The following is a 12959-nucleotide window of genomic DNA, read 5'->3' on the forward strand; positions in this document are numbered from 1 at the left end:
GGTAATATCTATCGGACAATATACTTCAAGAGTTATTTAGCCATCAGTATACTCTCTTTCTTTTCACTTTATTTCTTCAAATTTATAATATCAACTTTATTTTGCAAACATAGGAGCTATCGGGAGGACCTTTGGTCGCATTGGGTCAGTAAGAAAAAATCAGCTTTTGCTTCACAAGGCTTTCCATTTCAATGGCGGCTAAAACCGCCTTCGGAACCAATTTCATTCAATTTCTTCCTAATTCAACTTTCAATTCGTACATTTGAAAATCAATTCAACAATCATGTCAAAAGATAAAAAAGGAATCTACACCGGCATCATCGAAAAAGATGAAAAAGGGAACTATTTCTGTGGCGAATATTTGTTAGATTTTAAATACACCGAATCCAACTTCAAACTCGGCGATTTAGTCAATATCAAATCGGTAATTGAAAATCCGAGCGATATTAGCTACAATCAATACCCGAAAAAATCTAAGAATTTCTTTTTGGCAAACGATAAATAATAAATCTAAAATTTGCAGTTTTATGATGAATTGGGAACAACTTTTATCACTCAAACGTCAAGGCGATACAGGCAAACGTTTACGTTCAGAACAAGACGACACCCGTTTGGGCTTTGAAGTAGATTATGACCGAATTATTTTTTCGGCAGCGTTTCGAAGTCTGCAAGATAAAACACAAGTTATTCCGCTTTCAAAAACTGATTTTGTTCACACACGTTTGACACATAGTTTGGAAGTTTCCGTGGTGGGTCGCTCAATTGGACGATTAGTGGGAAGAAAAATCATCGAAAAATATCCCTATCTCAAAGAAGCTCACGGTTTTCATATGAACGATTTTGGAGCTATCGTTGCAGCCGCTTGTTTGGCTCACGACATTGGAAATCCACCTTTCGGACATTCTGGAGAAAAAGCCATTGGCGAGTATTTTAAAACCGGAAACGGTAAGCAATACAAAGACCAACTTACTGCCAAAGAATGGCAAGATTTAATCGATTTTGAAGGGAATGCAAACGGTTTCTCGGTGCTTACTGGTAGTAGAGCCGGTATTGAAGGAGGACTTAGAATTTCATATGCCACTTTAGGAGCCTTTATGAAATATCCCAAAGAAAGTTTACCTAAAAAACCAACCAATGCCATTGCCGACAAAAAGTACGGATTCTTTCAACAAGACAAAGTTTTTTTTAAAGAAGTGGCTGAGGAATTAGGCTTAATTCCAAATAAATCAGGAGAAGACTTAGGCTATGAACGACATCCGCTAGCCTATTTAGTAGAGGCTGCAGACGATATTTGTTACACCATTATCGACTTTGAAGACGGAATTAATTTAGGCTTAGTAGATGAAGATTTCGCCTTGGAATATTTAATTAAATTAGTAAAAGACAGCATTGATGCTTCTAAATACAATTCGTTGACAACCAAAGAAGACAGAATCAGTTATCTAAGAGCATTGGCGATTGGAAGTTTAATCAATGATGCTGTTCGAATTTTCATTGAAAATGAAGAGGCTATTTTACAAGGAAAATTTCCTTTTGCTTTAACCGATAAAAGTAAGTATAAAGCTCAAATGGATGACATCATTAAATTGAGTGTAAAGAAGATCTACCAAAGTCAGGAGGTCATTCAAAAAGAAATTACAGGTTATCATATCATCAATAACTTGTTGGATAAATTTATTACAGCATTTAACAACAAGCACGAAGGAAAAATGTCAAATTATGATCAATTATTATTGAAACTATTACCGGAAAAATACCAAGTAGAAAAAGCAAATCTATACGAACGATTACTACATATTTCACACTTTATTTCCTTGTTAACTGATGGAAATGCAGTTTTGTTGAATAAAATTATTTCTTCTAATAATAGCTAAAAAGCATAAGTTACACCAATTCCTAATGCTTGTTTTAGTTGTAATTTTGGACCAACAATCACTTGTTCTCCCGCAACTTCCTCTTTGGCTTTAATATCATCATCATAAATCATATGAATGCCTACATTGGCTTTAACATACTGATTAACAACTAAGTCTACATTTAGTTGCCAATCAACATCTACATTTCCAAAGTTGTTGATATAATCAGAATACAAGGAAAGTCTATTTTCAAAAAACATATTTTTATAGAATTCTTTTTTCCAATAACTGTTAAAAAGCAGACCGAATTCTGTTCTGGATTTTCTACCTCTTCGTAATAAATTACCATCTCCGTCATAAATCGCTTTCGAAACACCAAAAGAGCCTAAATCAGCTAAGCGTTGATCTAAAACAAGAGTTGTTTTAACGGTTAAGGGAGAGAAATAAAAGTTCATATTCAAATCCTTCAAATTATATTCAGATCCTACACCCAAAAAAAGGTATGCCGGAGCAAATAATCTTGAAATGGGATCTTCTGTGTTTGGATAGGCATATCCATCAGTAAACTGTGTGTTAAAACTAAATCGGGCAGAATAATACCAGTTTGAAATCGGGTCTTTTTTATATCCGTAATTGGAAAGTATTGAAAAAGCATCGTCTGTTTTTCTCAGTTCCCGGCCTTCTTGTTTATTGACACCATATCGAAGTGACATTTCATTATTCCAAATGACATTCCCTCGAACATATTTTCGAGAAAAATCTCCTTTCAATAATCCGGATACTGAACTATTTCCACCGGCATTCCAATTCATGAAAGCAATTTGACTAAAGTCCAAACCGGTGATGTTCTTTTTTGTCCAATAAGTTGTGTCTCGTGGAATTGTGTCGCTTTCAGTAACAAGTGTTTGAGCTTTGATATATTGACCACATGAAAGTAGGAATAAAAGAAAAAACCCTCTCATTTTTATTTATAAACAGTTGATAGAAACAACAAAAATCACTATTTTCGGTAAGTTGACAAAATTGAAACTAAACTTTTCACATTTATTTCACTAAAACGTTGTAGCTCTTCAACGGTTCCTTGTTCAATAAATTGGTCAGGAATTCCAAGTATTTGAACGTCATTTTTATACTTGTATTTTGATTTGAATTCAGCAATAGCCGAACCAAATCCGCCAATAATTGTCCCGTCTTCAATTGTTACGATGTTTTCATATTCTTTGAAAATGGAATGTAAAAGTTCTTCATCCAACGGTTTGACAAATGAAAAATCATAATGTGAAAAAAGTGTAACATTATTAATTTCAGCTAAAGCTAACGTTACATTTCGTCCAATAAAACCATTTGATAAAATGGCCGTTTTTGATCCTTTTTTCAAAATAGAAGCTTTTCCAATATCTATTTTTTGAAACGGTTTTTGCCAATCTACAATTTCACCTCTTCCTCTCGGATATCGAATGGCGATAGGATGATTTAATCCCAATTGAGCAGTGTAAAGCATATTTCGCAATTCAATTTCATTTCTGGGTGAGAAAATAATCATATTCGGAATGCATCGCAAATAAGCCAAATCAAAAACGCCGTGATGGGTGGCTCCATCTTCACCAACTAAACCGGCACGGTCTAAACAAAAAATAACCGGTAAATTTTGTAACGCCACATCGTGAATCACTTGGTCATACGCTCGTTGCAAAAAAGTGGAATAAATGTTGCAAAAAACAACCATTCCTTGTGTTGCCATTCCCGCGGATAATGTCACAGCATGTTGTTCGGCAATGCCTACATCAAAAGCTCTTTCCGGAAAAATAGCCATCATGAATTTGAGCGAACTTCCGGTTGGCATGGCAGGAGTAATGCCGATAATTTTTCCGTTTTGTTGAGCCAAATCTACTAACGTCAATCCAAAAACATCTTGAAATTTTGGTGGTAAATGGCTTTCTTCTTTTAAATGAATTTCCCCGGTAATTTTATCAAATTTTCCCGGAGCATGGTATTTTACTTGGTTTTCTTCCGCTTTTTGCAAACCTTTTCCTTTGGTGGTGATGACGTGCAAAAACTTCGGACCTTTTACTTTTTTCAACCGTTCCAATTCCGAAATCAATGCCGACAAATCATGTCCGTCTATTGGACCTGTATAATCAAAATTCAACGATTTAATCATGTTGTTCACCTTCGGATTTTTACCTTCTTTCACGGCGGTGAGGTAGTTTTTCAATGCTCCTACACTAGGGTCAATTCCAATTGCATTATCGTTTAAAATCACGAGTAAATTAGCATCAGTTACTCCCGCATGATTCAACCCTTCAAACGCCATGCCGCTAGCAATCGAAGCATCTCCAATCACTGCAATATGGTGTTTGTCTACTCCTTTTAATTGAGAAGCAATCGCCATGCCCAACGCCGCAGAAATAGAAGTAGAAGAATGCCCAACACCAAAGGCGTCATATTCACTTTCACTTCGCTTCGGAAAACCTGAAATGCCATTTAATTGGCGATTGGTAGGGAAAATCGATTTTCTTCCGGTTAAAATTTTGTGTCCGTACGCTTGATGACCAACATCCCAAACGAGCAAATCTTCCGGCGTATGGAAAACATAATGCAAAGCAATGGTTAATTCTACCACACCTAAACTCGCACCTAAATGTCCTTCTTTTACGGAAACAATATCAATGATAAAGTCGCGTAATTCTTGGGCCAATTGCGGTAATTGATTTACGTTGAGTTTGCGTAAATCAGAAGGAAATTCGATATGTTGCAGTAAATTATCAACCATAGCACAAATGTACGAATTGAAATTGTATTTTTGTTTTTATGGAAAATCCTTTCAACGACACCTATTTCATGAAAAAAGCTTTACAAGAAGCTGAAACCGCTTTTGAAAAAGGTGAAATTCCGGTTGGTGCCGTGATTGTGGTGGACAATAAAATCATTGCTCGAACGCATAATTTAACCGAATTGCTTCACGATGTGACGGCTCATGCCGAAATGCAAGCCATTACATCTGCAGCCAATTTCTTAGGCGGAAAATATTTAAAAGGATGCACACTTTACGTTACGTTAGAACCTTGTCAAATGTGTGCCGGTGCGTTGTATTGGAGTCAGATTTCAAAAATCGTTTTTGGAGCCAGAGATGAACAAAGAGGTTTTATGACAATGGGTACCCAACTTCACCCGAAAACAGAAGTGTTTTCAGGGGTTTTAGCTAATGAAGCAGCCGATTTAATGCTGCGTTTTTTTGCCTCCAAACGGAAATAATTTATTCCAAAAATTCTTCTTAAAAAATAATTAACTTTAACACAATATTTGGAATACTTTTTGTGTTATTGCAAATAAGTACCCACTCTTTTATTTCGTTCCATTCTTAATTTTTTGAACAATGTCAATCAAACGTTTGATGCAACTTTTTGTTGCGGTTGTTGTGCTACACTCTTGTGGCAAAAAAGTTTCTACCGAAGAATTTAACTCTGATTTTTCGAAGTACGAGAACTACATCCTTAGTTTTAGTTCCGGATTGCAATCGGCTCATTCGGACATCAGGGTGACGTTAGCGTTTGACAAAACAGAATGGCAGCCGAATCAAGAAATTGATGCGGGTTTATTTGATATTTCTCCCAGTATAAAAGGAAAAATGGTAGCTTTGGCCTCCAACACTATTGCTTTTGTACCTGAAAAACCTTTAGAACAAGACACCGAGTATCGTATTATTTTCAAATTAGCCAAACTCATCAAAACGGAAAAAGGGTTGGAAGAATTCAAGTTTTCTGTCAAAACAGTAAAACAGGATTTTACAGTAAACCTTTTGGATTTGCAATCGTACAGCCGAGAGTTGAATTATTTAAACGGAACCATTCAAACCAGTGACTGGATGGATTTTGAAACCGCTACAAAATTGGTAGAAGCTACACAAGACGGGAAGAAATTAAAACTGAAATTCGATAAATCACTTAGCACGAAAACCGAATTCAAATTCATCATTGATAGCATTCAACGTAAAGTTGAAGACAGTAAAATCACTATTTCATGGAACGGAAAATCGTTCAACATCGACCAAAAAGGAAGTGTGGAGTATGATATTCCGGGCAAAAACAATTTTAAAATTGTGGGAATGGAAGTAGGCGATGAAGACAACCAATCCTTGTTCATTAATTTTTCTGACCCGATCAAAAAAGGACAAGACTTACAGGGATTAGTGGCGGTTGAATTGGCTCAAACCTCTAAATTTATTATCGAAGGTAATTTACTTAAAGTCTTTTTTAGTGAACCACTTAAAGGTGATTTGTTAGTAGAAGTTTTTCAAGGCATTTCAAGCGACGAAGGTTATAAAATGAAAGAAACGCATTCCCAACGTGTGGCGTTCAACGAAATGAAACCCAATATTCGCTTTGTGAAAAACGGAACGATTTTGCCGAGTTCCAACAATTTAAAAATCAATTTCGAATCGGCCAACTTGAAAGCGGTGGATGTCAAAGTGTATAAAATTTACAAAAACAACATCCTTCAATTTTTGCAAGATAATAATTTAAACGGTAAGCGAAACCTGCGAAAAGTAGCTTCGCCTGTAGCCAAACAAACCATTAATTTGTTGGACAAAAAATTACCCAATTACAGTAAGTGGAACACATTTGCCATCGATTTATCCAAAATCATCACCCCTGAACCCGGTGCGATTTATCGTGTAGAAATGTCGTTCAAAAAAAGTTATTCTTTGTACAGTTGCAGTAATTCAGTAACGGAATCGGAATCCGATAGTGAAGAAGAAAGCGAAGAAGTGCGTTCCAACGATGACGATTACTACGATTATTATTGGTATGACGATTACGATTGGTACGACAGTCAAGATCCTTGCGAATTGGATTATTACCGTCGTGGCCCAATTGGCATGAATGTTTTGGCTTCCGATTTGGGAGTAATTGCCAAACGTGGTGAAAATGGTTCGTATACTTTGGCGGTAACCAACATAGTTTCTACACAACCAATAAGCGGAGCAAAAGTGGAGTTGTATGATTTTCAACAACAAAAGTTGGCTTCAGGAACCACCAATGCGGAAGGAATGGCTTCTTTTCAAGTGGATAAATATGCCTTTTTTGCCATTGTTTCCAAAGATAAACAAGCTACTTATGTGAAATTAGACGAAGGTTATTCGCTCTCCGTGAGTAATTTTGATGTATCCGGTGAAAAATTACAAAAAGGACTCAAAGGTTATATTTATGGTGAAAGAGGTGTTTGGCGTCCCGGTGATACTTTGTATTTAAGTTTTATGTTGAATGATGCAGCCAGTAAATTGGATAAATCACATCCGATTAAATTCAAATTGAATGACCCTACCGGAAAGTTAACTTTTCAATCCGTTCAAAAATACAATGAACTCAATCATTATAAATTTATCATTCCTACTCGTGAGGCTCATCCTACCGGAAGTTGGGAAGCGGTCATCAGTGTCGGCGGAGCTCGCTTTTACAAAAACATCAAAATTGAAACGATTAAACCCAATCGGTTAAAAATCAAAAACAAATTCGATTCTGAGATGTTATCCACCTCAAAAATCAATACGAGTCAAGTGGAAGTAGCTTGGTTGCATGGTGCTGTGGCAAAAGACCTCAAAATGGAAATGCAAGCCAAAATCATGCAACAAAAAACCACTTTCAAAGGTTTTGCCAATTACAATTTTGATGATCCGATTCGGCAATTTGAAACCGAAGAAACCAATATTTTCAGCGGAAAAGTAAATGCCGAAGGAAAAGCAACAGTAACTTTTCAACCGAAAGTGAGCAGCGAATCACCCGGAATGTTGAAAGCCAGTTTGATGACTAAAGTGTATGAAAACGGAGGCGATTTCAGTACCGATGTGATGGCGGCGACACTTTCACCTTATCAAACGTATATCGGTTTAAAAACACCTGAACCAAATAAATACGGGTTGTTAGAAACCGGAAAAATGAACCGTTATGATATTGTAACCGTTGATGAAAAAGGAAATCCAAAAGCGGTACAAAACCTAAAAGTACAAGTTTATAAAGTAGAGTGGCGTTGGTGGTGGGACGCAAGTTATGATAACCTTTCCAGTTATGTGTCGTCTAATTCCACCACAGCGTTCAAGAATTTTACCGTAAATACGAATGCAAGTGGCAAAGCCAGCATTCAATTCAAAAACGAAGAAAATGAATGGGGTCGTTATTTAATCCGAGTAACGGATGAAGAAGGCGGTCATGCCACCGGTTCTACCGTAATGATTGATTGGCCGTATTGGTCGGGAAAAACTAGAAATACCGATTCGTCTAACGCTTCGATTTTGATGTTTTCTACCGATAAAAAGAATTATTCCGTAGGCGAAAAAGCCAAAATTTCCTTTCCATCCAGTGCCGGAGGAAGAGCGTTAATTTCGTTGGAAAATGGTTCACGAGTTGTAAAAACACTTTGGGCAACCACTCAAAAGGGCGAAACGAAAGTCGAAATTCCAATTACCGGCGATATGGCTCCGAATGTGTTTGTGCACATTACATTATTGCAACCGCACGCTTCTACCTTAAATGATTCACCGATTCGTTTGTACGGAATTGTGCCGATTGAAGTGATTGACAAAAACACCATTTTAGAACCACAAATCAGTATGCCGGAAGTCTTGAAACCGGAGAGTAAAACCAGTATCCGCGTAAGCGAAAAATCTGGCAAAGCGATGACCTATACCTTGGCGATTGTAGATGATGGTTTGTTGGATTTAACCCGTTTTAAAACCCCAAATGCGTGGAACAGTTTCTATACTCGTGAAGCATTGGGCGTAAAAACCTGGGATATTTTTGATGACGTTATTGGAGCGTATGGTGGAAGAATTAACCAAGTTTTCAGTATTGGTGGTGACGAAGATTTAGGCGGAAGCAAAGCCAAAAAAGCCAATCGCTTTAAACCGGTGGTTATTTATCTTGGCCCATTCAAGTTGGAAAAAGGACAAAGTAAAACACATCAAATCAAGCTGCCAAATTATGTCGGTTCGGTTCGTACGATGGTGGTGGCAGGCGATGTAAAATCGAGTGCCTATGGTGCAGCTGAAAAAACCACTCCGGTACGAAAACCGTTGATGGTATTGGCTTCGTTGCCGAGAAAAATTTCTCCTTCCGAAAAAGTAACATTACCAGTAACCCTTTTTGCGATGGAACCACAAGTAAAAAAGGTTAACGTACAAATCAAAACCAATAACGGCGTTAGAGTGATGGGAAGCAGTTCACAAAGTGTAAGTTTTTCTCAACCCGATGAAAAAATGGCGTATTTCAATTTAGAGGTAGGAAGTGTTACCGGTTTGGCCAAAGTGCAAATCATCGCCACTTCCGGAAACGAAAAAGCGACCTATGAAGTTGAATTGGATATCACCAACCCAAATCCGGTAACGAATGAGTTTACAGATATTGTGTTAGAACCCAATGCTTCAAAAACAATAGCTGTTTTTACCTTTGGTGTCGCCGGAAGCAACAAAGCTCAATTGGAAGTTTCGTCTTTCCCAACCATCGATTTTAGTAGAAGATTGCAGTATTTGATTCAGTATCCACACGGTTGTTTGGAGCAAACCACGTCGAGTGTGTTTCCGCAATTGTATTTGGCAGATATTTTCGATTTAGACCAAAACCGTAAAAACGAAATTCAGAAAAACATCAAAATCGGCATTCAAAAATTAGGCGGTTTCCAAATTTCAAATGGCGGATTCTCGTATTGGAACGGACAGAACTATGCCGACGATTGGAGTTCGTCTTATGTGGGTCATTTCCTAATTGAAGCAGAGAAAAAAGGGTATGTTTTGCCGCTCAATTTCAAAGCCAAATGGATAGGATACCAACAAAAAGCAGCCAAAGAATGGCGATTTGCCAAAAACGGAAACGACTTTGCTCAAGCCTATCGTTTATATACGTTGGCTTTGGCCGGTTCACCAGACATGGCTTCGATGAACCGTTTGCGAGAAACCACCGGAATTTCCAACGAAAGTAAATTGCGTTTAGCGGCTGCGTATGCCTTAGCCGGACAAAAACAAGCGGCTCAAAGTGTGTTTAACCAAAGTAAAATTGACGAAACAACCCAAAACGATTACTACTATTACGGTTCGTCTGACCGCAATAAAGCAATGGCATTGGAAACCTTAATTTTAATCGGAAACAAGCAAAGAGCGTTCAAAATGGCCACTGATTTAGCTAAAAACATGGCTTCCAACCAATGGATGAGCACCCAAACTACAGCGTATAGTTTGTATGCCATGTCTAAATTTGCTCAACAAAACGGCGGAAAAGGGGTAGCGATTACTTACTCCGTTAATGGAAAACCGGAGAGCATCAAAACCGCAAAATCGTTGGCCAATCGAAACTTAGCTATCAAAACAGGTAGCAATACCATTACGGTCAGAAACACCCAATCCAACACCTTGTATGTGCGGGTGCTCACGAGTGGTATTTTGCCCATTGGGCAGGAAAAAGCCATGCAAAGCAAGTTGTTTACCAATTTGGTTTTCAAAAACCGAAGCGGAGCACCGGTGAATGTAACTAAAATTACTCAAGGAACAGAGTTTGTTGCTGAAATCACCATCCGAAACCAAACCAACGAACGAGTGGAAAACGTGGCATTGACCCAAATTTTACCCTCCGGATTTGAAATTGTAAACACGCGTTTCACCGATTTTGGCAGTTTTGGCAAAAACGTAGCCGACCACATCGACATTCGCGACGACCGTACCAATTTCTATTTTGGTCTCAAAGCCAACGAGTCCAGAACTTTCCGGGTGCTGTTGAATGCGTCGTATTTGGGTCGTTACTATTTACCCGGCATGCAAGCCGAAGCGATGTATGACAACACGTATGCGGCGAGAACATTGGGGCAATGGGTGGAAGTGGTGAAGGAGTAGTGTTTTAAACTACTGATTGAGCATTGTGTCATCCTATGTTTGCAAGAGGAAGTTCTTTGAAAATTTTATATGAAGCTCATCCCGCTTTCCATTCCAAGCTTGTTTGCCAAAGCTGTTTTTTCTAAGCCGCCCCAAGAGCTTCCTTTGGTCGCTTTGGGTCAGCAAGAAAAAAGCAGCTTTGGCGTCACAAGGCTTTCCATTGCAATCGGGGCTAGGGGGTTGGTGCAAATAAGCCTTTCATTAGAGTGTTAATTTTAACAGAAATTGTTATATTTGGATAGTAAATTATAATTAAAAGTAGTTTTCGCTTTTCAACCTGAATATTTGTGAATAAGCAAAAGATGGTTTTACTTATAAGTATTTTAGCAGAATTTGAATTATAATTATGAGAAAAAGGCGTTCCCCTATTGCAAAAAATTTACTTAAAAATTCAGTTGCAGGAATGTTTTCTGCAATTGAAGTCCACAATAAACCAATAATAGCATACCGATATGAAACTGTTGTGTTATTGGTTTTAAATTCTTGGGAATTAGTTTTAAAAGCATATTTATATAAATACCATAAAACGGTAAAATTGTTTCATAAAGATGGTACGACAAAACAGTTTGAAAATTGCCTAAATATAACAGTTGATAAAATTGGGAAAGACTTTATTCCAATTTCTGAAAATTTAATTGTTTTATATGAATATCGAAATCAAGTCGCTCATTTTTATCTTGAAGAGCTAAATCCAATATTATTTTCTTTGATTAGTAAATCAATTATATTTTATTCAAAATTCATAAAATTACACTTTAAAGTCGACTTAAGTGAGGAAGCAAATTTAATTTTATTACCAATAGGTTTTAAACGTCCGATTTCACCTGTAGATTATATTTCCACTAATTCTGTTAATTCAAAAGCTTCACTAGAATTAAAAGAATTTTTACAAAGTATCGTAAATGCATCTCGTAGGTTGAACGACGTAAATATTGAGGAAACTATTTTTTCAGATTTTAAAATGAATTTGACAAACGTGACAAGAACTACAAATGCTGACTTGATTGCTGGAATTGACAATACAAAAAAGAATGAATTAGTTGTAACCACAATTAAAGAGTCTAAAAAAATTATTGTATCTAATTCAGGTGATAATGTTAACTTGACAAGAGATAAATCACAGTCACAAGGGACTTTATTATATGAAGAACTTCAAGATGGAATTTTTGATGAAATTAACAATATTGTTGATGCAAATAAAATATTAGCCAGAAACGATTCCAAATTCGTACTTGGATCACAGCTATATTATAGAATATATTCTGAGAGACAATACGTTAATTTCAATATTGAGGTATATGAATTATTGGCAAAAACAGCTTTACTAGATTTTAATGCACCTTTTTTATATTGGTTTACAAAATTACCAGGAAAAAATGCTGCCGAAATATTATTACAACTTTATCATCAGGGAAAAGCTAATAAAATAATGAGCTTAAATAGAATGTCGGTTTTATTAGGGGATGGAGCTGCAAAGAAACTCCAAGCAAAATTTGCTGATAAATTTAAAGGACTAGCACAAAAGCCACTCTATGTTTATAGTCAAAGTGAATTAATAAAAAGCAAACAAACTGACCCTGTGCTAAAATGCTTAAAAGCTAGTCCGGGGAAAATGATTTTGTCAAAAACTTATTCTGAATTTATCAAAGACCCAAAACTATCTAAATCAACTTTATCGAAAGAGTGTTTTAAAATTTTTAATGAGGAATCAGATCAAAAAGCAATACTTAGGGAATTAGATTTTTTAGCTTATGGCGATCAAATGGTTGCAAATGCAGAACTTGTAAATGAATTTGTTAAACAATTTTAAAAAGCATTTTTAAATATTTGTCATTTAAGATATTTCCCAGTCACCTAAATTTGAATAGAGTTAGTTAGAAAAAACAGCCTTGTTTCCACAAATCATTTCATAATAATTAGCCTTAAAGGTTTCGAGCAAAGTAGTGTTATGAAAGTTTGGTGATTTTTAAGAGAAAAGAGTTAAATTTGAAAGATGAGTTAAGATAAAATAGACTTCAGAAATATAAAGAAAGTGATAAGTTTTTCTAATTATTAAAATGGTAATCATTAATGTCCGATAAAAACTAAAATCGGACTTTTTTATTTCTTATTAAATTGAAAATCAGTTTTTTATATTTTAATTTTATCTGCTTTAAAAAAGTAGGCTTTAAAAAAAGGACAATTGCTCT

Annotated in this window: 8 protein-coding genes; 6 read left to right on the top strand and 2 right to left on the bottom strand. The window is 36.3% G+C overall.

Annotated features, from left to right (window positions below):
• The first annotated feature begins 283 nt into the window (after positions 1–283).
• Complete coding sequence (locus ACIQ0M_RS14570; protein ID WP_396153524.1) at positions 284–505, top strand: hypothetical protein; 222 nt, start codon at positions 284–286, stop codon at positions 503–505.
• A 25-nt stretch (positions 506–530) separates the two neighbouring features.
• Positions 531–1874: a deoxyguanosinetriphosphate triphosphohydrolase gene (locus tag ACIQ0M_RS14575; protein ID WP_396153538.1), complete on the top strand. Its 1344-nt coding sequence runs from the start codon at positions 531–533 to the stop codon at positions 1872–1874.
• On the opposite strand, the gene ACIQ0M_RS14580 is transcribed toward ACIQ0M_RS14575, so the two are convergent.
• Together ACIQ0M_RS14580 and ACIQ0M_RS14585 are read right to left on the bottom strand one after the other, a co-directional pair.
• Complete coding sequence (locus ACIQ0M_RS14580) at positions 1871–2818, bottom strand: DUF3078 domain-containing protein (RefSeq protein WP_396153526.1); 948 nt, start codon at positions 2816–2818, stop codon at positions 1871–1873. The two genes, ACIQ0M_RS14575 and ACIQ0M_RS14580, sit on opposite strands and share 4 nt — an antisense overlap.
• Before the next feature lie 38 nt (positions 2819–2856).
• A complete protein-coding gene (locus ACIQ0M_RS14585) occupies positions 2857–4629 on the bottom strand; it encodes a 1-deoxy-D-xylulose-5-phosphate synthase (protein WP_396153528.1) in 1773 nt (590 codons plus the stop codon).
• 38 nt (positions 4630–4667) lie between these two features.
• Between ACIQ0M_RS14585 and ACIQ0M_RS14590 the strand changes: the two genes are divergently transcribed.
• The 4 genes from ACIQ0M_RS14590 (at position 4668) to ACIQ0M_RS14605 (ending at position 12580) form a co-directional block, all read left to right on the top strand.
• Positions 4668–5111, top strand: a complete 444-nt coding sequence (locus tag ACIQ0M_RS14590) for a nucleoside deaminase (protein ID WP_396153530.1) — start codon at positions 4668–4670, stop codon at positions 5109–5111.
• A 121-nt stretch (positions 5112–5232) separates the two neighbouring features.
• Positions 5233–10731, top strand: a complete 5499-nt coding sequence (locus tag ACIQ0M_RS14595) for an alpha-2-macroglobulin family protein (RefSeq protein WP_396153532.1) — start codon at positions 5233–5235, stop codon at positions 10729–10731.
• Positions 10732–10800: 69 nt separating this feature from the next.
• Positions 10801–10983 carry a hypothetical protein gene (locus tag ACIQ0M_RS14600; protein WP_396153534.1) on the top strand — a complete coding sequence of 61 codons (183 nt, stop codon included), beginning with the start codon at positions 10801–10803 and terminating at the stop codon, positions 10981–10983.
• A gap of 133 nt (positions 10984–11116) precedes the next feature.
• Positions 11117–12580, top strand: a complete 1464-nt coding sequence (locus ACIQ0M_RS14605) for a DUF3644 domain-containing protein (protein WP_396153536.1) — start codon at positions 11117–11119, stop codon at positions 12578–12580.
• Positions 12581–12959: the final 379 nt, after the last annotated feature.

It is taken from the genome of Flavobacterium sp. (assembly GCF_044339515.1).
GTDB lineage: Bacteria > Bacteroidota > Bacteroidia > Flavobacteriales > Flavobacteriaceae > Flavobacterium.

Coding starts and splice junctions, on each gene's coding strand:
- ACIQ0M_RS14570 (WP_396153524.1), top strand. CDS start 284: ATGTCAAAAGATAAAAAAGGAATCTACACCGGCATCATCGAAAAAGAT.
- ACIQ0M_RS14575 (WP_396153538.1), top strand. CDS start 531: ATGAATTGGGAACAACTTTTATCACTCAAACGTCAAGGCGATACAGGC.
- ACIQ0M_RS14580 (WP_396153526.1), bottom strand. CDS start 2,818: ATGAGAGGGTTTTTTCTTTTATTCCTACTTTCATGTGGTCAATATATC.
- ACIQ0M_RS14585 (WP_396153528.1), bottom strand. CDS start 4,629: ATGGTTGATAATTTACTGCAACATATCGAATTTCCTTCTGATTTACGC.
- ACIQ0M_RS14590 (WP_396153530.1), top strand. CDS start 4,668: ATGGAAAATCCTTTCAACGACACCTATTTCATGAAAAAAGCTTTACAA.
- ACIQ0M_RS14595 (WP_396153532.1), top strand. CDS start 5,233: ATGTCAATCAAACGTTTGATGCAACTTTTTGTTGCGGTTGTTGTGCTA.
- ACIQ0M_RS14600 (WP_396153534.1), top strand. CDS start 10,801: ATGAAGCTCATCCCGCTTTCCATTCCAAGCTTGTTTGCCAAAGCTGTT.
- ACIQ0M_RS14605 (WP_396153536.1), top strand. CDS start 11,117: ATGAGAAAAAGGCGTTCCCCTATTGCAAAAAATTTACTTAAAAATTCA.